The organism is Raoultella sp. T31, from assembly GCF_002806725.1.
Classification (GTDB): domain Bacteria; phylum Pseudomonadota; class Gammaproteobacteria; order Enterobacterales; family Enterobacteriaceae; genus Klebsiella; species Klebsiella electrica.
This window is the reverse complement of the sequence record NZ_PIBO01000008.1, coordinates 66,205-88,666: the sequence shown is the minus strand read 5'-3', so window position 1 is coordinate 88,666 and position 22,462 is coordinate 66,205. Positions and strand designations below refer to the sequence as shown.

General features: G+C 57.2%; 20 protein-coding genes. 9 read left to right on the top strand and 11 right to left on the bottom strand.

Annotation, left to right across the window (positions count from 1 at the left end; translation table 11 throughout):
* On the top strand, nucleotides 1–771 hold the full coding sequence (locus CWM52_RS08075; protein ID WP_100683621.1) for a (S)-acetoin forming diacetyl reductase: 771 nt from the start codon (nucleotides 1–3) through the stop codon (nucleotides 769–771).
* 130 nt (nucleotides 772–901) lie between these two features.
* Here CWM52_RS08075 and CWM52_RS08070 read toward each other — a convergent pair whose 3' ends face one another.
* The 5 genes from CWM52_RS08070 to CWM52_RS08050 all read right to left on the bottom strand — a co-directional run bounded on the left by CWM52_RS08070 (nucleotide 902) and on the right by CWM52_RS08050 (nucleotide 7,268).
* Nucleotides 902–1,972: an ABC transporter ATP-binding protein gene (locus CWM52_RS08070; protein WP_100683620.1), complete on the bottom strand. Its 1,071-nt coding sequence runs from the start codon at nucleotides 1,970–1,972 to the stop codon at nucleotides 902–904.
* A complete protein-coding gene (locus CWM52_RS08065) occupies nucleotides 1,965–3,734 on the bottom strand; it encodes an ABC transporter permease (protein WP_100683619.1) in 1,770 nt (589 codons plus the stop codon). The genes CWM52_RS08070 and CWM52_RS08065 overlap by 8 nt, the downstream gene beginning before the upstream one ends.
* Before the next feature lie 107 nt (nucleotides 3,735–3,841).
* Complete coding sequence (locus CWM52_RS08060; RefSeq protein WP_100683618.1) at nucleotides 3,842–4,930, bottom strand: ABC transporter substrate-binding protein; 1,089 nt, start codon at nucleotides 4,928–4,930, stop codon at nucleotides 3,842–3,844.
* A gap of 399 nt (nucleotides 4,931–5,329) precedes the next feature.
* Entirely contained in the window at nucleotides 5,330–6,148 is an 819-nt protein-coding gene (locus CWM52_RS08055) for a phytanoyl-CoA dioxygenase family protein (RefSeq protein WP_100683617.1), read from the bottom strand.
* Nucleotides 6,149–6,353: 205 nt separating this feature from the next.
* Entirely contained in the window at nucleotides 6,354–7,268 is a 915-nt protein-coding gene (locus CWM52_RS08050) for a LysR family transcriptional regulator (protein WP_100683616.1), read from the bottom strand.
* 500 nt (nucleotides 7,269–7,768) lie between these two features.
* On the opposite strand from CWM52_RS08050, the gene CWM52_RS08045 reads away from it, so the two are divergent.
* The 4 genes from CWM52_RS08045 to CWM52_RS08030 are packed head-to-tail and all read left to right on the top strand — an operon-like array spanning nucleotide 7,769 to nucleotide 11,763.
* Nucleotides 7,769–9,289, top strand: coding sequence for an amino acid ABC transporter permease/ATP-binding protein (locus CWM52_RS08045; protein ID WP_100683615.1), 1,521 nt, complete (start codon nucleotides 7,769–7,771; stop codon nucleotides 9,287–9,289).
* Between the two features lie 25 nt (nucleotides 9,290–9,314).
* Nucleotides 9,315–10,187 (top strand): phytanoyl-CoA dioxygenase family protein, encoded by an 873-nt coding sequence (locus CWM52_RS08040; RefSeq protein ID WP_100683614.1) that lies wholly within the window; start codon nucleotides 9,315–9,317, stop codon nucleotides 10,185–10,187.
* Nucleotides 10,188–10,208: 21 nt separating this feature from the next.
* Nucleotides 10,209–11,027 (top strand): ABC transporter substrate-binding protein, encoded by an 819-nt coding sequence (locus tag CWM52_RS08035; protein ID WP_100683613.1) that lies wholly within the window; start codon nucleotides 10,209–10,211, stop codon nucleotides 11,025–11,027.
* 4 nt (nucleotides 11,028–11,031) lie between these two features.
* Nucleotides 11,032–11,763 carry a class II aldolase and adducin N-terminal domain-containing protein gene (locus CWM52_RS08030; protein ID WP_100683612.1) on the top strand — a complete coding sequence of 244 codons (732 nt, stop codon included), beginning with the start codon at nucleotides 11,032–11,034 and terminating at the stop codon, nucleotides 11,761–11,763.
* A 39-nt stretch (nucleotides 11,764–11,802) separates the two neighbouring features.
* Here the strand turns inward: CWM52_RS08030 and CWM52_RS26090 are convergent, their stop codons facing one another.
* The gene (locus CWM52_RS26090) at nucleotides 11,803–11,994 is read right to left on the bottom strand and encodes a hypothetical protein (protein ID WP_133121732.1); all 192 of its coding nucleotides are present in this window, start codon (nucleotides 11,992–11,994) and stop codon (nucleotides 11,803–11,805) included.
* A 558-nt stretch (nucleotides 11,995–12,552) separates the two neighbouring features.
* Here CWM52_RS26090 and CWM52_RS08020 point away from each other — a divergent pair.
* Nucleotides 12,553–13,512, top strand: coding sequence for a helix-turn-helix domain-containing protein (locus tag CWM52_RS08020; RefSeq protein WP_100683696.1), 960 nt, complete (start codon nucleotides 12,553–12,555; stop codon nucleotides 13,510–13,512).
* 27 nt (nucleotides 13,513–13,539) lie between these two features.
* Here CWM52_RS08020 and CWM52_RS26280 read toward each other — a convergent pair whose 3' ends face one another.
* Nucleotides 13,540–13,665: a small membrane protein gene (locus CWM52_RS26280; RefSeq protein WP_165785356.1), complete on the bottom strand. Its 126-nt coding sequence runs from the start codon at nucleotides 13,663–13,665 to the stop codon at nucleotides 13,540–13,542.
* 214 nt (nucleotides 13,666–13,879) lie between these two features.
* Between CWM52_RS26280 and CWM52_RS08010 the strand changes: the two genes are divergently transcribed.
* On the top strand, nucleotides 13,880–14,962 hold the full coding sequence (locus CWM52_RS08010) for a malate/lactate/ureidoglycolate dehydrogenase (RefSeq protein ID WP_100683610.1): 1,083 nt from the start codon (nucleotides 13,880–13,882) through the stop codon (nucleotides 14,960–14,962).
* Between the two features lie 240 nt (nucleotides 14,963–15,202).
* Entirely contained in the window at nucleotides 15,203–17,353 is a 2,151-nt protein-coding gene (fdhF, locus tag CWM52_RS08005) for a formate dehydrogenase subunit alpha (RefSeq protein ID WP_100683609.1), read from the top strand.
* Between the two features lie 58 nt (nucleotides 17,354–17,411).
* On the opposite strand, the gene CWM52_RS08000 is transcribed toward fdhF, so the two are convergent.
* Nucleotides 17,412–18,569 carry a M20 aminoacylase family protein gene (locus CWM52_RS08000; protein ID WP_100683608.1) on the bottom strand — a complete coding sequence of 386 codons (1,158 nt, stop codon included), beginning with the start codon at nucleotides 18,567–18,569 and terminating at the stop codon, nucleotides 17,412–17,414.
* A 287-nt stretch (nucleotides 18,570–18,856) separates the two neighbouring features.
* On the opposite strand from CWM52_RS08000, the gene CWM52_RS07995 reads away from it, so the two are divergent.
* Nucleotides 18,857–20,056, top strand: a complete 1,200-nt coding sequence (locus tag CWM52_RS07995) for an MFS transporter (protein ID WP_100683607.1) — start codon at nucleotides 18,857–18,859, stop codon at nucleotides 20,054–20,056.
* A gap of 74 nt (nucleotides 20,057–20,130) precedes the next feature.
* Here the strand turns inward: CWM52_RS07995 and CWM52_RS07990 are convergent, their stop codons facing one another.
* The 3 genes from CWM52_RS07990 to CWM52_RS07980 form a co-directional block, all read right to left on the bottom strand.
* Nucleotides 20,131–20,853, bottom strand: a complete 723-nt coding sequence (locus tag CWM52_RS07990; RefSeq protein ID WP_100683695.1) for an amino acid ABC transporter ATP-binding protein — start codon at nucleotides 20,851–20,853, stop codon at nucleotides 20,131–20,133.
* On the bottom strand, nucleotides 20,840–21,604 hold the full coding sequence (locus tag CWM52_RS07985; RefSeq protein ID WP_100683606.1) for an amino acid ABC transporter permease: 765 nt from the start codon (nucleotides 21,602–21,604) through the stop codon (nucleotides 20,840–20,842). The genes CWM52_RS07990 and CWM52_RS07985 overlap by 14 nt, the downstream gene beginning before the upstream one ends.
* 65 nt (nucleotides 21,605–21,669) lie before the next feature.
* Entirely contained in the window at nucleotides 21,670–22,437 is a 768-nt protein-coding gene (locus tag CWM52_RS07980; protein WP_100683605.1) for a basic amino acid ABC transporter substrate-binding protein, read from the bottom strand.
* Nucleotides 22,438–22,462 lie beyond the last annotated feature (25 nt).

The window sequence follows — 22,462 nt, the reverse complement described above, 5'->3', positions numbered from 1 at the left end:
ATGCAAAAAGTCGCCCTTGTCACCGGCGCCGCTCAGGGCATCGGTAAAGCTATCGCGCTGCGCCTGGTGAAAGACGGATTTGCCGTGGCTATTGCCGATTACAACGATACCGCGGCGCAAGCCGTGGCCGCCGAAATCAACCAGCACGGCGGCCGGGCGCTGGCGGTGAAGGTCGATGTCTCCCGCCGCGAACAGGTTTTTGCCGCCGTCGAACAGGCGCGTAAAACGCTGGGTGGTTTCGACGTTATCGTCAACAACGCCGGCATCGCCCCTTCAACGCCGATTGAAGAGATCGACGAGGAGACCATCGATAAGGTCTATAACATCAACGTCAAAGGCGTCATCTGGGGCATTCAGGCGGCCGTCGACGCCTTTAAAAAAGAGGGCCACGGCGGGAAAATCATCAACGCCTGTTCTCAGGCCGGACACGTCGGCAATCCGGAACTGGCGGTCTACAGCTCGAGTAAATTCGCCGTGCGCGGCCTGACCCAGACCGCCGCCCGCGACCTGGCGCCGCTGGGGATCACCGTTAACGGCTTCTGCCCGGGGATCGTCAAAACTCCGATGTGGGCGGAGATCGATCGTCAGATCTCGGAAGCGGCGGGCAAACCGCTGGGCTACGGTACCGCCGAGTTCGCCAAACGCATCACCCTGGGACGACTGTCCGAGCCTGAAGATGTAGCGGCCTGCGTATCGTATCTGGCGAGCCCGGACTCCGACTATATGACCGGCCAGTCGCTGCTTATCGACGGCGGGATGGTTTTTAACTAATACCATGATGCTCTGACATGGTTTGCCCCTGCCGCGATGCAGGGGCTTTTTTATGCGCTTTTCCCGCCGCGCGGGCGATAAAGTGAGCAGACAGCGCCGACGGTTCACCGTCTGCTCAGAACCTGCCGCCTTACGCGCGCGGGAAAATCCACAGGTCGTTGGCCGGGAAGGTCAGGTGACAATGCTCCGTGTCGCGCAGCGATGAGCCATAGGCGCGAATGGCAAAATCGTCCCCCCGGGTACGGAACAGGTACTCCCAGCGGTCGCCAAGATACATACTGGTTAGCAGCGGTAGCTCCAGCATATTATCCTGGGGCGTCGCCCCAAGGCGCAGACGCTCGACGCGGATCACCGCCGTCGCCTCCTCCCCGACGCTGACCCGACCGCCCGCCATCCCCCACAGCGCCCAACTGGCTCCTTCAATCCGCGCCCGTCCGTCCATTACGGCGGTAATCTTGCCGTGCAGGCGGTTATTGCTGCCCATGAACTCGGCGGCAAACAGGGTTGCCGGATTGCCATACATCTCCTGCGGCGTCCCCTGCTGTTCAATCACGCCATTGTTGAGCAGCAGGATACGGTCGGAAATCGCCATCGCTTCGTTCTGATCGTGCGTAACCATCAGCGCCGACAGCCCCAGTTTGATAATCAGCTCGCGCAGAAACACCCGCGCCTCTTCGCGTAATTTCGCGTCAAGGTTCGACAGCGGTTCATCAAGCAGAATAACCGGCGGGTTGTAGACCAGCGCCCGGCCAATCGCCACGCGCTGCTGCTGCCCCCCCGATAGCTGATGCGGGTGCCGGTTGCCCAGATGCCCCAGCCCCAGCTGATCGAGCACCGCCTGCACCCGCTGTTTCATTTCGCCCGCGGCGACCTTACGCAGCCTGAGCGGGTAGGCGACATTCTCGAATACCGTTTTGTGCGGCCACAAGGCGTAGGACTGAAACACCAGCCCAAGATTGCGCGCCTCGGCCGGAATTTCGCTGCGCGGATTGCCGTCATAGACCGTATGTTTGCCGATGGCTATCCGCCCGCCGGTGGGTTTCTCCAGCCCGGCCACCGCGCGCAGCAAGGTGGTTTTCCCGCTGCCCGATGGCCCCAGTAGCGACACCACCTCTCCCCGCTTCAGCGTCATCGACACCCCTTTCAGCACCGGGTTGTCGCCATAGGTCAGATGCAGATTTTCTACTGATAATTCAATCATGTAATTTCACTCCAAAGCGCAGGGCGATACCCAGTCCGACCACCACCAGCAGGATATTGATAAACGAAAGCGCGGCGACAATATCGATGGCTCCCGCGGCCCACAGCGAGACCAGCATCGAACCAATGGTTTCCGTTCCCGGCGAAAGCAGATAGACGCCGGTGGAATACTCACGCTCAAAGATCAAAAACATCAGCAGCCAGGAGCCAATCAGGCCATAGCGCGACAGCGGCACCGTAACGTGGCGAGTGACCTGGCCCTGCGAGGCGCCGTTGCTGCGGGCGGCCTCCTCCAGCTCCGGCGCCACCTGGAGCAGGGTTGAGGAGATCAAGCGCAGCCCGTAGGCCATCCACACCACGGTGTAGGCCAGCCAGACGCTGAAAATGGTATTACGCAACGCCCGCAGCTGGACAATCAGATGTTCGCGCAGCCAGTCGGCCACCGGCAGCGCCGAGAGCCAGCCGTTTTTCAGCGACTGATCCAGCCACATCGGCAGGAACAGAAACACCCACAGGAACGCCAGTCCGGCCAGCAGGCCCGGCACCGCGCGCGGAACCAGCACGCTGTAGTCGAGAAAGCGCGTGACATTATCCGCTTTGCGATGCATCGCAATGCCGACAAACAGATAGCAGAGAACCGCCAGCGCGCCGCCGAAAATACCGATGGCCATGGAGTTGACGATGGCCCGCAGCAGGTTCGGCTGCTGCCAGATATTACGGAAGGTCGCCAGCGACAGTTCATCCCACAGAGAAACCCCTACCCCCCAGTTGGAAATAAACGCCCGCATGGCGACGCCAATCAGCGGCACGCCAATGGTCACGGTCAGCCAGAAGACCACCACCCCGCCAGCGACCCAGCGCCACTTGCCGAGCGGCAGCGCACGTGCCTGCGAAGCTTTGCCTTTCATGGTCACAAACCGATTGGCCGTGCGCATCAGGCGCCGCTGCAACATGACCAGCGGGATAGTGATACAGATAAGCACCACCGCCACCGCCGCCATCAGATGATAGGAGGGCGTCCCGAGCTTATTGGTGAGCTTATACAGGTAGGTGGCCAGCACCATGTTGCCTTCCGGGTCCCCCAGCACCAGCATCAGGCCAAACACTTCAAGGCCGAGGAAAAACAGCAGCACGCAGGCATAGAGAATCGACGGACGTACCATCGGCAGGCTGACCGAGGTCATCACCTGCAGCGGAGAGGCCCCCACCGTCCGCGCCGCCTCTTCGACATCCGAACCGACGCTACGCAGCGCGGACGAGATATAGAGATAGGCATGCGGAACGTGGGTCAGCCCGGCAATCACCACAATGCTGAACATCGAGTAGATATTCCACGGCACAAACCCCAACAGTTGCTCTGCCCATTGCGAGAAAAAACCGACCGGCCCGGCGGCAACCACATAGCCAAACGCCAGTACCATGGGGGAAACAAAAATCGGCACCAGAATCAGCGGTTCAATAAACCGCCGTCCGGGCAAATCAGTACGCACCATTAAGAACGCGAGGATCCCGCCCAGCGGTATCGCAATCAGTACCAGCCCCACCGCCAGAATAAAACCGGACTTCAGCGCAAGATAAAAGTCGGGGTCGGTAAAAATAAATTCAAAGGCCCCCAGACTGAATTCTTTACTGCGGGCAAAAAACGGGGCGGAAAGAAAACTCTGCACCACGATAAATAACAGCGGGATATAAATTACTAATGCCGTTATCACTACCACGATACCGCGCGGTAGCCCCTGCCATTTTCTGCGTATTACATTCATAGCGTATCCCTTTGGTCAGGCGCGGAGTACAAACCAGACGGGTGTTAACACCGGGAATACCCGGCGCGAAAAGACGGCGCATCCGATGATACGCCGCCTGGCGGCTATTATTTTGCGGCAGCGGTACGCCATTGTTTGATAAATTCCAGCCGTTTCTTCGGTTGCAGATATTCCAGCAACGTTTCATCGACCGGAATCGGTTTCAACGCGTTACCCAACATTTTGGTCATGCCGTCGATATCATTTTTGCCTTCGATATCGTTACGAATAGAGGGAATATCCGCCTGGTTGGCCAGAATGCTCTGTCCTTTCTCCGACAGCAGATAATCGAACCACAGTCTGGCGGCGTTCGGATGCGCGGATTCCTGAGAAATAAACGAGACCCGCGACAACACCAGCACATAATCTTTGGGATATGAAATTCCCAATGACGGATCGGTTTTCGCCCGCGCCTCGGCGTAGGAGCCAAGAATGTTATAGCCCAACAGATTTTCACCCGAGGAGACCCTCTCCATCATGGTGCCGGTTGAGGACTGCACGGTCAGACCGCCTTTCGCCATCCCGGCCAGATTGGCGAAATAGTTGGCGTCGGCTTTGCTGTCCTGTACCGCCAGCATGAAGCCCAGCCCCGATTTCTCAATATCGTAGGTGGTCACTTTGCCTTTGAATTTATCCGCCTGCGCGGTGACCAGTTTGGCCAGCGCGGTGTGCGAATCCGGGACATCCCCCTGCGGGATTAAGCGTTTGTTATAGATAAAAACCACCGGTTCGTAGGTGGTGCCATAGGCTTTTTGCTGCCAGACCGCCCATTTCGGTAGTTTGCTCAACTCAGGAGAGGCGTACTGTTCGGCATAATCCGTCGCCAGTTTTAGCGCCGTATCCATCGATGAACTCCAGACCACATCGCCGCTCCCGCCGCCCGCCGCCTGCTCGCTGATATAGCGGTTATAGAGTTCGGTACTGTTCATGTCGTTATATTCAACGTTGATCCCAGGGTACTGCGCCTCAAACCCTTTAATTAACGGGCCCGCGGCTTTGGTGTCCGTCGTCGAATAGATGACGACTTTGCCCTCTTTTACCCCGGCATCCACCACTTTTTGATAATCAGCCGGGTAACCCTGGGGTAATTCTGCCAGAACGGAACAGGAGAAGACTGTCGTCAGTGAAACCACTAAACCACCAATTTTACTATACATAAATCCAACCCTTAATTATCATTTATTAAACACAAATTTAACATATAGCGAGACATCAGGACGTTGCAATGACGGGCGGTGTTTTTTTCCGGCTTTTGTGACGCTGGCTTAATTTAAATAAACTGGCGGCCATCGCGGTCAAAAAAGAATAAGGCGAACAATATTTTCCCGCGCCGGGAGACGAAATATTAAGACAGCCTTAAGCGTCAGATGAGATGTTGATAAAACGGGGGCCGCCCTTCGCCCAAATTGAATGGCGGCAGGCCTGCATGGGCCTGCCGGAGGGCAATTTTCCGCCGTTTAATGACGCGGCAGGAAATAATAGTGACGGTCTGACAGAGGAAAAGATAGTCGGGCAAATTCAGGTCCGTATGCAGACGAAGCGGTAATTCGTCTGCATTATTCTCGCGGCCAGACCCGGGGAAACAGCGGCGAGACTAGCGCCTCGCCATCTTTCAGCGTCAGCTCCGGGAACGGCGGCGAGGTCACGCCGCCGCGATCGGCGAAGGTGGCGTCATCCCCGACCCAGCGAGCGGAGAAGACCCGCCGCGCACGCGCGGTCGCATTGCCCCGCGCGCCGTGCAGCGTCCGGAAATGAAAGGCGACCGCATCTCCCGGTTCCAGCGCCCAGTTGACAATATCGTAATCATCCTGACGGGCATCAATATCCGGCAGCTCTTTAAAACGGTCGTGCGCGTAGAGCTTTGAGCCGTTAAAACGGGTCGGGCTGTACTCGTCGCCCCAGCGATGGGAACCGCGGATGCAGCGCAGCGAGATTGCTTCCGCCACCGGGTCCAGCGGGATCCAGAAGCTGACGTTTTGCTGCCCGTCGACACAATAATAGGGCTGATCGTGGTGCCACGGCGTCACCGTGCTGCCGCCGGGCGGTTTCACCAGCGTATGTTCATGGAAAAATGTGGCCGTCTGCGATCGCATCAGCGCAGCGGCGATTTCCGCCGCTGGCGAATGCAGGACAAAGCGCGCAAAGTCGGGGATGCGCGACCAGTTGCAATAATCCTGGAAAAACGGGGCGGAGCCATCTTTCGGCACAACCGTACGGGCATGGCCATACTCGCTGGGGCTGGCCATCAGCTCCGCGACGCCGGCCGCCAGGCTTTCAATCCATGGCGTAAACACCCCCTTTAGCAACACGACGCCATCCGTCTGATAGCTGTCGATGGTCTGCGAATCGATATTCGGGACACGCTGATTTTGCATAGCTAATCTTCCTGTATGGAGAGATGATGCGGCTGAAAGTGACCCAGACAGGCCCGCTATTTAGCCACCGAGGATCGAACCTACACAGGTTATTTAATTACCTGTCGCGGGTAAATTATTATAAAACGAGTCGCTGAATAGAAAATGACGAGCCTTAATGCAGGAGCAGGAGAAATAAGCCTGCGGCAGTCACAGGCTTATTTATTCAACAATGCGCGGGAGTTAATTCAATACTACGGCAATAGTCCATAAACAGTTGTGTGGGCCGGGTCGGTTCATTATTGGCAAGATGCGCCATAATTAATGTCGACGCGGGCATCTCATCTTCAATATCTAACTGCACCAGCCTCTCGCCGTCATAGGTCATATCGCACAATGGCCGGGTGACTAATACCGAAAACCCCAGTCCCTGTCCCACCATACAACGCACCATTTCGATGGAGGGTGAACTGTAGGCGACTTCAGGGTGATAGCCCTTCTCTTTAAATATGGTGATAAAATAATTCTTGCTGGGCACCGCATCGAGCAAAATCATCGGTTCATGACTGAGCTCCTGCAAAGTCACACTATTTTTCTGCGCTAACGGATGGCTGGCCGGCAGCAGCGCATAGGGTTTATGCGGCGCATTCAGCATCTCTTTATTGATTGAATGGCCTAATTCCAGATCATAGACCAGCGCCAGATCGAAACGTCCGCGATGCAGACCGTGCATTAACTCATGCTGCTCACCGTCATACAGCTGCAGGGTGATATCGGGATACATTTTTTTAAACCCGGCGACCAGCTTTGGCATGTACAGCGGCGCCACGGATTCGAAGCAGCCGACGGAAATCGTCCCGGAAACCAGCTCTTTATCGGCGCGGGAGTTTTGTTCAAACTCATAGGAGAGCCGTAGCAGCTCTTTGGCCTTGTCATAAAAACGCCTGCCGCAGGAGGTCAGCGAGACGCCCTGGGCGTGATGGCGAATAAACAGCTGCTGCTCAAATGTGCTTTCAAGGTTTTTAATCGCAATCGAGATCGACGGCTGAGCAATATGAAGCTGCCGGGAGGCTTCAGCGATACTCTCGGTCTCTACAACGGTGACGAAGTATTTAAGTTGTTTGAGCGTGAATCGCGTCATGGCCCCACCCTTTACGAAATATTGTCGCGAGCGAAAACGGTATAGTTTTCTGATATGCAGCCTGCAAGCATCGTGCCATTTCCCCCTCAGCGCCACGCTTTCTTCGCCGGGCAAATGATTTATTTAGCATCCTGACGGAGTCAAAATGCTGACGCTGCCGCCGCATCCGTTTAATTGCACCAGACCGCATCACGTTGCACCAAATTAATTCTTTGCGCGCCCCAACATGGCACAATTCTGGATTTAATCGCCCGTTCCGTTATCCCCAGCGCGTAATTGTTTTTTTAATGTTTAGTTCTTGTTTCGCACTCATTGCTTTAAATTTATTGAAATTAATCCACCTGTATAGTTTTTTTAAACTTAAAGACCAAAAATTTACTAATTGCCTCGCAACGAAAACTGCCAGCATAGTGTTATTGCAAGATAAAGCCTGGCGATGCCCCATTTTTGATCATCGGTATCGCATTCATTTCCGTTAATTATGGCGAGTGAAATAACCCATGACGTTTAACTGGAACTACATGTTAAGTCTGCTCAGCGATGCAGATTTTTGGCAGGCCACCTGGACCGTGATTAAATTAAGTCTGCTGACCTGGGGTTGCAGTATTGTGCTGGGATTTGTTCTCGCCCTGGCCAAGCAGTCGCCGCGCAAACTTTTTCATCTTCCGGCGCGCTTCTATATCTGGCTGTTCCGCAGCCTGCCGCTGCTGGTGCTGCTGATATTCGTCTATAACCTGCCCCAGGCGGTGCCGTCCTCAGCGCCCTTGCTCAACGACCCGTTCTGGGCCGGCCTGCTGGCGATGGTACTCAGTGAAGCGGCCTACGTCGCCGAAATCCACCGCGGCGGCCTGCTCTCGATAGCGAAAGGCCAGAGCGAAGCCGCCCGGGCGCTGGGACTGCGCTATGCCGGTACTCAATGGCGGGTGATTATTCCCCAGGCGCTGCGCGTCGCCCTGCCCGCGCTGGCCAACGAATACATTGCCATCGTCAAGCTCAGCTCGCTGGTGTCGGTTATCTCCCTGACCGAGATTTTGATGGTCGGTCAGCGTCTTTACTCGCAGAACTTCCTGGTGATGGAGACCATGGCCGCCGTCGCCTTCTACTACGTGCTGATCGTCACCGTCTTCGACTTCCTGCTCAAACGCCTGGAGAGCTACCTCGATGTCACCCGGCGGAAAGTCACCCGCCCCATCGACAGCGAGATGCTGCGGCTGGCGACGCAAACGCGCCCGGCAATCGTGCGCAGCGTGGTCGACAACCCGCCCCCGGCGCTGCAGGCGTCAAAACTGCACAAAGCCTATAACAACGTGGAAGTGCTTGGGGCCGTCAGCCTGCAAATTCTGCCAGGCGAGGTGGTCTCGGTGATTGGCCCTTCCGGTTCCGGGAAAACCACGCTGATTCGCCTGCTCAACGGACTTGAGCAGATCGACAACGGCGAGATTCGCATCAACGGCCAGCCGTTTATTCACCTCGATCGCCAGGGGGCGCAGAAACCGCGCTTTATGGAAAACGCGCAGTACCGCCTCAACATCGGCATGGTTTTCCAGAGTTTTAACCTGTTCCCCCATCTGACGGTTCTCGGCAACCTGCTGCTGGCGCCGCGCTACCATCGGCTGGCCCCGGAAGCCGAACTGAAGCAGCAGGCCTGCGAATTGCTGCATAAGGTCGGCATGCTGGAGCACGCGTGGAAATACCCGCACCAGCTTTCCGGCGGCCAGCAGCAGCGCGTGGCCATTGCCCGGGCCCTGATGATGCGACCGCAAATCATGCTGTTTGATGAACCCACCTCGGCGCTTGACCCGGAAAAGGTCAATGAAGTGCTCCAGGTTATCGAGTCGCTGGCCCACGAAGGCATCACGATGGTCATCGTGACCCACGAAATGAACTTTGCCTTCAAAGTCTCTGACCGGATTGTGTTTATGGAAAAAGGACGCGTGGTGTGCGACGACACGCCGCAGGCGATGCGCGACGGCAACCACCCGCGCGTTGACGCCTTCCTGAAGGATGTCTCCCTGGCTTAACTCTCCGTTTGTGAAAGGAAAAATTATGATCGCGCAGTGGCAAATCGAGCAGTTTCATCAACAAGGTTTTCTGGTGGTCGAAGGGGTGCTGTCGCCTGACGACATCGCCGCCTTGCAGCAGGATTTTGACGGTTGGGTAGAAGAGAGCCGCCGCCATAGCGAGGTATGGGGCGAGACGCTGGACGGTCGCCCGCGCTTCGACCTTGAAGGGGATCACCGCGCCGATCACCCTTCTCTGCGCCGGGTCAGTTCGCCGACGGAGATTTCCGCCGCCTTCGAACATGCCGCTCTGCAATCGCGCATGGCGGCCATCGCCGCCCAGCTTATCGGCGGCAGCGGCACCCGTTTTCATCACAGCAAAATCAACTCCAAACTGCCGTTCACCGCGACGCAGGTAAAATGGCACCAGGATTTTCTGTTCACACCGCACAGCAATGACGACATCATCACCGCCCTGCTGATGGTCAGCGACGTCACGCCGGAAAACGGCCCGCTGAACGTGGTGCCGGGGAGCCATAAAGGGCCGCTGTGGTCCCACTGGCAGGACGGACGCTTTACCGGCGCGGTTGACGACGAGGTGGTGTCCGCACAGTGCCAGCAGCCCGCCGCCTGCTTTGGCCCTTCAGGCTCGGTGTGCTTTATGCATACCCGCCTGCTTCATGCCTCGAGCCCCAATGAAACCGGGCTGCCGCGGACGCTGTTTATCAGCGTCTATGCCGCCGAGGACGCCCTGCCCTTTGGCGAAAACCCGTTGCCAAGCCGGCACGCGGGCCAACTGGTGGCTGGCGTCGAGAGCGGCCTGGTGCGCAGCACCGCCAATCAGTTACGTTTGCCGCAGAAACCGCGCGGCGCCTCATTCTTCGTTCAGCAGGCCGGCCACGATCTTGCCAGCATGTAATGTCATCCCCTGGAGGTTTTTATGAAAAGATTTAATGCTCTGCTTCTTTGTACCGCTGGCGCGCTGACCTCGTTCAGCACTTTTGCGGCATTCCTGCAGCCGGGGAAAATCACCGCCGGTTCGGATATGACGTTTTATCCTTATGAATATATGGAAAACAACAAACCGGCCGGTTTTGACATTGAGTTTCTCGCCGGTCTGGCGAAAACCATCGGCCGCGAGGCGGTGAATACGGATACCCGCTTTCCTAATCTGATCCCCGGCCTGCAGGGCGGGCGGTTCGATATAACCAACTCCTCGATGTATATCACCGCCGAACGCCTGAAGGTGATTGACATGGTGCCGTACCTGAAAAGCGGCGAATCGATCCTCGCGCTTAAAGGCGCCAGCTATCAGCCGAAGACTCCGGAAGAGTTTTGCGGGCACAAAATCGGCTCGATGGGCGCCACCTCCTGGCTGGCGCAGTTGCAAAAACTGTCGGCGGACTATTGCGTCAAGAAAGGCCTGCCGCCCATTAAGCTGAGCGAGTACAGCACCGACCCGCAAACCACCCAGGCGCTGCTGTCGCGGGCGGTGGAGGCGCAGATTACCGATGCGGCGGTGGCGCGCGGCGTCGTTGAGAAGCTGGGCGAGCGGATCGTTATCTCTTCCGATACCTTAATTTACCCGGTGCTGAACGGCTTTGGCGTCAAAAAAGGCAACAGCGAAGTGAAGAGCGCCCTTGAGCAGGGGCTGAAAAAATTCAGCGCCACGCCGGAATACGCAGCGCTGCTGAAAAAATATCACTTCCAGCCGCCGACGGAAGAGGACCTGAAAACCCTGATGCCAAAAGCGGAGTAATGCCATGGCTTACTCTTGCGAAGAACAAACGCGGATCGATCTGGCGGCGACGTTTCGTATCATCGCGCATCTCGGCATGCACGAGGCGGTCGCCAACCACTTTAGCGCGGCCCTGTCGCCGGACGGCAAGAAGTTTCTGCTGAATCCGAAGTGGAAACACTTCTCGCGGATCCGCGCCAGCGACCTGCTGCTGCTGGATGCCGATGACGAAGCGACCGCACAGCGCCCGGACGTGGACGCCACCGCGTGGGCTATCCACGGTCAGATTCATCGGCGGCTGCCGCAGGCGCGGGCGGTACTGCACCTGCACCCGGTCTATACCACCAGCATCGCCTGCCTGGCGAATCCGCAGATCCTGCCTATCGATCAGAATAGCGCGCGCTATTTTAATCGCGTGGCGGTGGATACGCTGTACGGCGGGATGGCGGATACCGCCGCCGAAGGTGCGAGGCTGGCCGGGCTGCTGGCGGATAAACGCCGCCTGCTGATGGGCAACCACGGCGTGCTGGTCACCGCCGCGACCATCGGCGAAGCGTTTGACGATATCTGGACGCTGGAGCGGGCCTGCCAGATTCTGGTCACCGTCTGGTCGACCGGCCAGCCGCTGAAGGTGTTGTCCGCTGAGGTGGCAGAGAAAACGGCCGAGGACTGGGAGAAAATCGCCGATTTTTCCCGCCAGCACTTCGCCGAAATGAAGCAGATGATGATTGATGCCGATCCTTCGCTGCTGGACTAAAAAGACGCAGACTCCCGGGCGCACGCCCGGGAGAGACGCTTATTGCTGCGCCAGTCGGGTGAATACCGCCTGGCGTTCTGCGGGTTTTCGCCATCCCTGATGCCGTGTTTCGCCAGCAGCGGCTCTGCCGGCCGGTAAAAGCTGGCCGCTATCCAGATTCAACCGCCGAGTGACGATTCGCGTCTGGTATCGCGTTCTCACGATTTGCGCATCGGCTGGTCCATTTTTCACAAACCCGGCAGCCTGGAGAACCGCGGCTTCGGTTTCCTCGTTTCGCGGTTCGGCAAAATTGTCTTTGAGCCGTAAAAAAAATAAACAGCAAAAATTGCAAACCATAAAACACAAATAACCATCAAAGATAAAACAATAATTTTACTCTTGCGCATACGCGGTTATTCCCTTCGTTCGTTGGATGCCTGCGCTATAGCTTGCAATCGCTTTTATCCGGCTGTCCACTGCGTTTTTCATAATATTGCCGTTTATTCAAAGCCCCTGCGCCGCTGACAGGAAAACTGAATCGGCTCTTTTTAAATAACGGCCACAGGCGCTAATAAAATATCTCCCCTGCGATGAAGGGGTTTTATTTTATATTTAGCGGACCGTAAAATAAGTCGCTATGGATAGCGAACAGCGTTTTTCACGGTCCGATCGTCGCGACATCAGCAGCGATGAGATCTCGCACTAACGCTCTGAAGAAACGTAAAAAACCCGACTCGCCGCTGGCGTTTCTTAAGATTATTCTTATAATGAGTGGATAAAATGACCAGCTGGCCGGGATACGAAACAACCATGCCCAGACCTACGACGCTGTACGTTCCCCATATATTAAGCGCGGCGGATATTGCGCCGGAAGAGCGCTATCAGCAAATCTCGCAGAACCTCAGCTGCTATGGCATTGAGGTGGTAAATAACCGCCGTCCGGCAGAGATTATTGCCCACCATAAAACCATATCGGCTATTTCCGGCGATTATTGTAGTGCAATGGGTTCTAAAAACGAGACAATATTCGACCCGCACCGGGTGGCTGAATCTTCAATCTATATTTCTCTGCTGGTACAGGGGCATCAGCTGATCGGCGGCAGAAAAAAATCAGCCGTCGCCCGGATTAATCCCGGACAGCTCATCGTTCATCAGCGCAATGATTATTACAATTATCAATGTGATGATGTCAAACAGCTGTATATCATTCCGCATAGCGCGAAAATCAACACGTTATTTAGCGGTCAACTGACCAACCCGGTCATCACGCTGGATAATCACCCTTTAGCGTTATTTTTGAAATCGCATATGCTGCTGCTGGACGCGCAATCGGCAAATTTATCCGCACAGGAAACCGCGGTTATCGTCGATGGCCTACACCATATCGCGCTGCAGGTTCTGGCCGATGTGGCTCAGGAGAAGGGGCTGCGCTCGTCAGGAAAACTCGCGCATCTGGTCAACAGCGCGAAATCCTTTATTACGCTTAATTATCACCGACATGACCTGACTCCTGATCTGCTTTGCCGGATGCTGTGCTGCTCACGATCCAGCCTCGATCGCGCGTTTCAACAACAAGGGACTTCGGTGATGGCGGTGATGAAAGAGATACGCCTCGAGGCAGCCCGACAGCTGCTGGAAACCGATCCCCGTCTGCGGGTTGAACAGGTCTCCTGGCGCTGCGGTTTTGTCAGCCACCCGCTGTTCAGCAAGAGTTTTCGCGAGAAATACCACTCCACGCCGAAAGCCTGGCGCGACAACCATGACAACTAAAGTGAATACCCAGGCCGTCGACGGATATTAGCGATGGCGGAAAGATTTAAAGCGCATCGCTTTGCGTTCTTTTATATAACTCCATAAACAATAGATCGATAATCCCAGCAGCGAAATCGCGACGATAATAAAAAACAGAGCACTGATGTTCATTTTGGTCTTCTCTTTATCATTTTTTAGCTGGTTTTTATCATAATGATTATCAGGGCCGCGAACAGCACGCCGGGCCTCAAGCCTGTTCCCTGCCCCTCATTTCTCTTCCGCGCGCTTCGCGCGCCAACATATTGATCTTCTTCGCCCATAAGCGCAGCATGAAAGCGCAAACTTAATAAAACAACACCCTCGAATAAGTCACAGGAGCGTATCAGTGCAAACCGGATATCGTTTTCAGGCGACGGATCTGCATCAGTTCGTCAACACGCTGTTCATTGAGCTTGGCAGTTCTCCCACCGAAGCCTCCCTTGTCGCCGACCATCTGGTGGCCGCTAATCTCGCTGGCCACGACTCACACGGCGTGGGGATGATCCCGACCTATCTGCGTTCTCATGCTCAGGGTCATTTGCAGCTCAATCGCCATGCCAGCGTGATGAAGGACGCCGGTGCGGTGGCGACACTCGATGGCAACGCCGGCTTTGGTCAGGTGGTTGCCCATGAAGCAATGCAGAAAGGGATTGAGAAAGCCCGGCAACACGGCATGGCGGCGATCGCGCTGCGCAACGCGCATCACATCGGACGCATTGGTTACTGGGCCGAGCAGTGCGCGGCGGCAGGTTTCATCTCGATCCACTTCGTCAGTGTGGTGGGCGATCCGATGGTGGCTCCGTTTCGCGGCAAAGACAGTCGTTTCGGCACCAATCCGCTGTGCGTTATCTTCCCGCGAGAAGGCCAGCCTCCGCTGCTGCTCGACTACGCCACCAGCGCCATTGCCTTTGGCAAAACCCGTGTCGCCTGGCATAAAGGCGAAGCCGTCCCGCCCGGTTCACTGATTGACGCCCGAGGCGAACCGACCACCGACCCAGCGGTCATGCAGACCTCGCCATTAGGTGCCCTGCTCACCTTTGCCCAACATAAAGGCTACGCCCTCGCCACGCTGTGCGAAATCCTCGGCGGCGCCGTTTCCGGCGGCCAGACCACCCACCAGCAGAGCCTGCAGACCTGCGTTGATGCCATCTTCAACTGCATGACCACCATTATTCTCGACCCGAAAGCCTTCGACGCGCCGGACATGCAGCGCGAAACAGAAGCCTTCATCGACTGGTGTAAGCAGTCGCCTCACGACGCGCAGACGCCGATTCTGGTACCGGGCGAGTGGGAAGAGGCCAATCGTCAGGAGCGTCTGGCGCGGGGCATTCCGCTGGATGCCAGCAGCTGGCAGGCCATCTGCGAAGCGGCGCTGGCAGCCGGACTCTCCCCGCAAAAACTGGCTCCGTTCCAGCCTGAAATGCGCTAACCCATAACAGGACGCCCTATCCGGGCGTTCTGTAACGTCATCGTCATTAGTGACGACATCACGACGACACCGCTATCCCGAAAAATATTCTCCATTTATATCAATAACTTAATTTTGGCATAATTTCTGCATACCGCTCCTGTCTTCCGCTTGCATCGCGGCGAAAGGTTTCCATGACGATGGCGGGCCGGGCCCGGCCTGACCATTGATCTTCATTCACTGTTAACAGGTCTGTTACTGATGAAAAAAATCACAAGCGTTTGCCCTTATTGCGGGGCGGGTTGCAAACTCAAGCTGGTTGTCGAAAACGATAAAATTATCCGTGCGGAAGCCGCCGATGGGGTGACCAATCAGAATCAGCTGTGCCTCAAAGGGTATTACGGATGGGATTTTCTTAATGATACTCAGCTGCTCACTCCGCGGCTGAAGCAGCCGATGATTCGCTACCAGAAAGGGGGAAAACTCACCCCGGTCAGCTGGGACGAGGCGATTCGCTATACGGCCAAAAAACTCCGGGAGATCAAAGAGCAGTACGGTCCGCGTGCGATTATGACCACCGGCTCATCGCGCGGTACCGGGAATGAAACCAACTATGTGATGCAGAAATTCGCCCGGGCGGTGCTAAACACCAATAACGTCGACTGCTGCGCCCGCGTATGTCACGGTCCATCGGTGGCGGGTCTGCAGGTGGCGCTGGGTAACGGTGCGATGAGCAACTCCATCAGCGATATTGAACACTCAAAATGTCTGCTGGTCTTTGGCTACAACTGCGCCGATTCCCACCCTATCGTCGCCCGTCGGGTGATTAACGCGCGTGAAAATGGCGCGAAAATCATCGTCTGCGACCCGCGGCGAATTGAAACCGCCCGCATTGCCGATCGCCACCTGCAGCTCAACAACGGCAGCAATATGGCGCTGGTCAACGCCTTCGGCCACGTTCTGCTGGAAGAAGATCTCTATAACCATGATTACGTCGAACGCTTTACCGAAGGGCTGGAAGCCTACCGTGAGACGGTGAAAGCCTATTCGCCTGAAGCGGTGGAAGCGGTCACCGGCGTTCCGGCGCAAGAGGTGCGTCAGGCGGTGAGAATGTTTGCCGCCGCGCCGTCGGCCACGATTATGTGGGGTATGGGCGTCACGCAGTTCGGTCAGGCGGTCGATGTGGTGAAAGGGCTGGCCAGCCTGGCGCTGCTGACCGGTAACCTTGGCCGGGAACATGTCGGCGTCGGCCCGGTGCGCGGACAGAACAACGTCCAGGGAGCCTGCGACATGGGGGTGCTGCCGAATCTGTTCCCCGGCTATCAGGAGGTGACCGATGCCAACGTGCGCGCCAAATTTGCCGCGGCCTGGGGCATTGATCCGGCCATTATGGATGACAAAGTCGGCACCCGTATTACCGAAGTTCCGCATAAAGCGCTGAGCGGGGAGATCAAAGCCTACTACATCATGGGGGAAGACCCGCTGCAGACCGAAGCCGATCTGGGGCTGGTGCGTAAGGGCATTGAGGCGCTGGATTTTGTCGTGGTGCAGGATATCTTCATGACCAAAACCGCCGAAATCGCCGACGTGCTGCTACCGGCCACCTCATGGGGCGAACACGGCGGCGTCTTCACCTGCGCCGATCGCGGTTTTCAGCGCTTCGAAAAAGCGATTCCCGCGTCAGGCAACGTCAAACGCGACTGGGAAATCATCAGCCTGCTGGCCAGCGAAATGGGCTATCCGATGCATTACGACAACAACCAGCAAATCTGGGACGAAATGCGCGAACTGTGCCCGCTGTTCTACGGCGTCACCTATGAAAAAATGGGCGATATGAACCACGTGCAGTGGCCGTGTCCGACGCTGGATCATCCGGGCACACCGTGGCTATATAAGGACAATAAATTTGATACCCCGACGGGGAAAGGCCAGCTGTTTGCCGCCCCGTGGCGCGCGCCGGCTGAAACGCCGGATGCCGACTATCCGCTGGTGCTCTGCACCGTGCGCGAAGTGGGTCACTACTCATGTCGCTCGATGACCGGCAACTGCGCGGCATTGCAATCCCTTGCCGATGAGCCCGGCCGCGTGCAGATAAGCCGTGCCGACGCCGATCGGTTGGGGATCGCCGATCGGCAGCTGGTATGGGTAAGCTCGCGTCGCGGCAAAGTGATTACCCGCGCGGATGTCAGCGACCGGATCAACCACGGCGCCGTGTATATGACCTACCAGTGGTGGGTTGGCGCCTGCAATGAACTGACCCAGGACAACCTCGACCCGGTCTCGAAAACGCCGGAAACCAAATATTGCGCGGTGAAGATAGAAGCCATCAAGGATCAGCTCTGGGCAGAGCAGTTTGCCTGGCGCACCTACAGTGACATGAAAGCGCGTCTGAAGGCGGCGGTGAACGCCTGAATGCCGGGGGAGAGGCGGCGCCTCTCCCCTTTCATATTGCTGGCTGCTGGCGCTGGCGTCAGCCGACCGGCAGCAGTTTTTCCACCAGCGCCGTCCACAGCGCGACACCGTGCTCAATCAGATCGTCGTTAAAATCATAGCGGGCATTATGCAGCGGTTTCGACGGCGTTTCGCCATCGGTACCGATCCAGAAATAGGCGCCAGGGCAGGCCTCCAGCATGCAGGCAAAATCCTCCGACGCCATCGACGGCGCGATCTGCCCGCTCACCACCGCCTCTCCCAGTACCGCCACCGCCGCCTCGCGCACGTTTCGCGCCTGCGCACGATGGTTTTTGGTCACCGGATAGCCGGGATACCAGAAAATAGCCCCTTGCACATCGGAAACCGGCGGCTGCGTACTGACATAGTGCTCAATCAGCCCTTTCACCCGTTCGCGCACCGGGTTGCTCAGGCAGCGGAAGGTGCCGCGCAGCACCACTTTGTCCGGTAAAACGTTAATCGCTTCACCGCCGCTAATCTGGGTAATGCTGACCACCGCCGACTCCTGCGGCGACAGACGGCGCGAGGGGATCGTCTGCAGGGCCATAATCAACTGCGCGGCGGCGACAATCGGGTCGGCGCCGCTTTCCGGCATGGCCGCGTGGCAGCTTTTGCCGGTCAGGGTGATTTCAAAGGCGTCCAGCGAGGCCATCATCGCCCCCTCGTTAACCGCCACGTGTCCCAGCGGCAGTCCGGGCCAGTTATGCAGCGCGTAGATACCGTCCATCGGGAAGCGCGAAAATAGCCCCTCCTCGACCATTTTACGCGCGCCGCCGAGGTTCTCTTCGGCCGGCTGGAAGACAAAATGCACCGTCCCGCGAAAGCGCCGGGTGTGGGTCAGATGCGCGGCGGCGGCCAGCAGCATGGCGGTGTGGCCATCGTGGCCGCAGGCGTGCATCACGCCCGGATTGCGCGACTTATAGCTGACATCGCCCAGCTCGGTCATCGGCAGCGCGTCCATATCGGCGCGCAGGCCGATAACCGGTCCGGGGCCGTTCTCGAGGGTGGCCACCACGCCGGTCCCTGCCAGCCCGCAATGCACCTGCAGGCCAAAGGATGTCAATAATTCAGCGACGCGCCGCGAGGTTTTCTGCTCCTGATAGCCCAGCTCCGGACAGGCATGAAAATCACGACGCCAGCGGATGGCCTCGGCGATCGATGAAGGCGATACTGCCATGTGTTACTCCTTTCCTGCACAGCATCAACGCTGAACGAGTATGAAATCGGGATACATTTTATGCATGCGCCCGCCGCCGGCGGAATGCCCTCTTCGTTATATCCTTTCGCCAGCGCGCTGACAACACTACGGCGGCCCGAACGGCGCGTTTTAGCGGGCGCCCGATGCCGCGAATCAATATTAGTCGTCATTTCAACGGTGACAGCGCGCAGCCGATTAATTAATATGCAGGGTCGTCGGCACTTTGCCGGATTATCCACCTGTTGACTTCCGTTATCGGGAATAAAATGTTTAACCCAGAGCACCATCGCCTTGCCCCCACGCTGGCGATGATTATGGCCGCATCATTAGTGGGATTTATCACCGGTTATACGGTGCCTTTAATCAGCCTTGAACTTGCGCAGCAACAGACCGACACGGTCTATGTCGGCCTGCTGGCCGCACTGCCTCCGGCGGGCATGATGCTCTCGTCGTTCCTCTCGCCCGCGTTGTGTCGTCGTTTTGAGATGGGCAGCTTGCTCACGGCCAACCTGATCCTGCTGGCGCTGGCCACCGTCGCCTCCTGTCTGACCGTCGATCTCCTGCAACTGCTGCTGCCGCGCTTTCTGACCGGTATCGCCTCCGGGGTGATTATCGTGCTTGGCGAAAGCTGGATAACCGGCGGCGCGGCGGGTAAAAACCGCGCCACCCTGACCGGTATTTACGCCTCGGCATTCACCGGCTGCCAGTTGGCCGGGCCGCTGCTGATCTCTGCCGGCGCCGATTATCAAACCTGGGTCTTACTGGCCGTCATCGGCCTGACCGCCGCCTGTCTGCTGATGCTGCGCCATCTGCCGGGCGGAAGCCGCGAAAGCCTCGCTGAGCGCGCCAGCTGGCGCAGTCTGGGGGCTTTTTTACCGGTCCTGGCGTCCGGGGTTTTCTGCTTCGCCTTCTTTGACGCCAGCATTCTGGCGCTGCTGCCGCTCTACGGGATGGATAAAGGGCTGAACGAAGCGACGGCGGTCCTGCTGGTGACCATTGTGTTAACCGGCGATGCCTTCTTCCAGGCCCCGCTGGGCTGGGTGGCCGACAAATTTGGCCTCCGCCGCGTGCATCTGAGCTGCGCGGTGGTGTTTTGCCTCTCCCTGCTGGCGCTGCCTTTCCTGCTGGCATCGTATCGCCAGCTCATAATCGGCTGTCTGATTCTCGGCGCGGCGGCAGGGGCGCTGTACACGCTCTCACTGGTGCGCGCCGGTAAAACCTTCAGCGGGCAGAAGCTTATTATGATCAACGCCCTGCTGGGATTTTTCTGGTCGGCGGGCAGCGTTGCCGGACCGGTTGTCAGCAGCCTGCTGATCAGCGTATCCGGCTATGATGGCCTGCTGGTCACCCTGCTGGCCTGCGGAGTATTGTTCCTGCTGATTCAGTGCCTGGGGAAAACGGAGACAGCGCTGCTGGCGAATGAACGTCAGGACCGCGACGCCGATGTGCAGACGGAAACCGCCTGAGAAGCAGCCTTAGCCGGGCGGCTAACGGCGAACGCCATCAGCGAAGCTCCGCTGATGGCGCATGTGGTGCGCTCTTATAATACTTTGCTTAAGAAGGCCGCGGTGCGCGGATTGAGCGGAGCGCTAAAGATCTGCTCAGGCTTCCCCTCTTCCTGAATAATGCCCTGATCGATAAAGATAACCCGATCAGCCACTTCGCGGGCAAAGCCCATCTCGTGCGTGACGATAACCATCGTCATCCCTTCGCTGGCAAGGTTTTTCATCACTTCCAGCACGTCGCCTACCAGCTCGGGGTCCAGCGCAGAGGTCGGCTCATCAAACAGCATAATCGAAGGCTTCATCGCCAGCGCGCGGGCAATGGCCACCCGCTGCTGCTGACCGCCGGAGAGGCTGGAGGGCCAGGCGTCACGCTTATCGCTTAACCCCACCTTCGCCAGCAGCTCTTCCGCCAGATGCACCGCCTGCGAACGGCTCACGCCGTGCAGGTTGACTGGTGCCATGATCAGATTTTCCAGCACCGTCATATGGGGGAACAGATTAAAACGCTGAAAGACCATGCCAACGCTTTCCCGCATCTTGTTCAGATCGGTGCTGCGGTCGTGGACGGCGAAGCCGTTGACTTCGACGATGCCTTCGCTGACGCTTTCCAGCGCATTCATACAGCGCAGGAACGTGCTTTTTCCGGACCCCGACGGCCCGATAATGCAGACCACTTCCTGCGGCTTAATATCGCAGCTGATGCCGCGCAGTACGTGGCTGTCGCCGAAACGTTTGTGCAGATTATTAATGTGAATCACTTTTGCCAAACCTCTTTTCCAGACGGTTAACCAGCTGCGCCAGCAGGAAGGTAATGACCCAGTAGACCAGGGAGATGGTCAGGTAGGGTTCCCAGTAGGTGGCATAGGCGCCGGACACGGTACGCGCGGCATAGGCCAGATCGGCAAGACCGATAGCCGAAGCCAGCGAAGAGTCCTTGACGATGGCAATCGCATTGTTGCCCAGTGGCGGCAGGATCCGCCGAAAGGCCTGCGGCAAAATCACCTGGCGCATGGTTTTCCACCACGGCATCCCCAGCGCGCGGGAGGCTTCCATCTGCCCTTTATCAATCGACTGAATACCGGCGCGGAAGATTTCCGAGACGTAGGCCCCGGCATTCAGGGTAATGGCGACGATACAGGAGAGAAACGCGCCGTAGTTTGAGCGCAGTTCGCGGGCAAAATCGGCGCTCATCAGCCCGTGGCTGACCAGCAGACCGTCGCGCGGGTTGATAAACAGCGGCACCAGCGCGAAGTGCACCACCATAATCTGCACAAACAGTGGCGTGCCGCGAAACGCGCTGACGTAGACGCGCACCGGAAACTGCACCAGATAGCGCAGCACATATTTCCACGGCCCGTGTTCCGCCTTCGCCATACGCCCAAGGCCCAGCGTCAGCCCCCACAGGGTGCCGAGGATCACGCAGATAATGGTACATTTAATGGTCATCAAGGCGCCGTCCATAAACAGCGGACCGTACTCCTCGATGATCTCCCAACGGAATCCCGTCATAGTGCTTCCCTAAAAAATACGGCTATCGCACGCGTCGATAGCCGTCATGAAAACCAAAAGATGAATTATTGCGCAGGCAGCGTCGGGACGTTGTCGTCAAACCAGGTTTTATAGATTTTGCCGTAGGTACCGTCGGCGACGATTTTCTTCAGGCCGGCGTTGATTTTCGCCTGCAGTTCGCTGTTGCCTTTGGCTACCGCGATACCGAAATACTGACGTTCAAACCTGGCGTCCGGCACCAGCTTAAACTGCTTCTCCGGATGCTGCTTGATATAGTATTTCACCACGCCCACATCGCCCACCGCCGCGCTGACGCCGTCTTCAAACAGCTCCTGCAGCATCAGCGGGGTATTATCAAAACGCTTAATCGAGGTGCTGTTTTTACCCAGCACATCAGAAACCACGATATCGCCGGTGCTGGAGTTGACGACCCCAACCTTTTCACTCTTCAGCGCTGCCAGAGAGGTCACTTTGGAATCGGCCGGCACCACGATGGACTGCTCAGCCGGGAAGTAAGGGGCGGAAAAATCAACCATCTGCTTGCGCTTATCGGTGATGGTTATCCCGGAGATAATGATGTCGCGGTCGCCGGAACCGAGGGTGGCGAAGATCCCTTCCCACGGGGTATTCACCAGCTTGATATTAAAGTTTTCCGCTTTGGCGATTGCTTTGATGATATCAATATCAAAACCTTCCAGCTGTTTCTGGCTGTTTTCATATTCAAACGGGCGGTAGGTCCCGCCGGAACCGACAACGTAGGTCTCCTGCGCCGCCTGAGCGCTGCCTGCCAGAGCCACCAACAGACAGCACGCCTTCATCCATTTCCCCATCATGACAACCTCTTTTTATGCATTAATT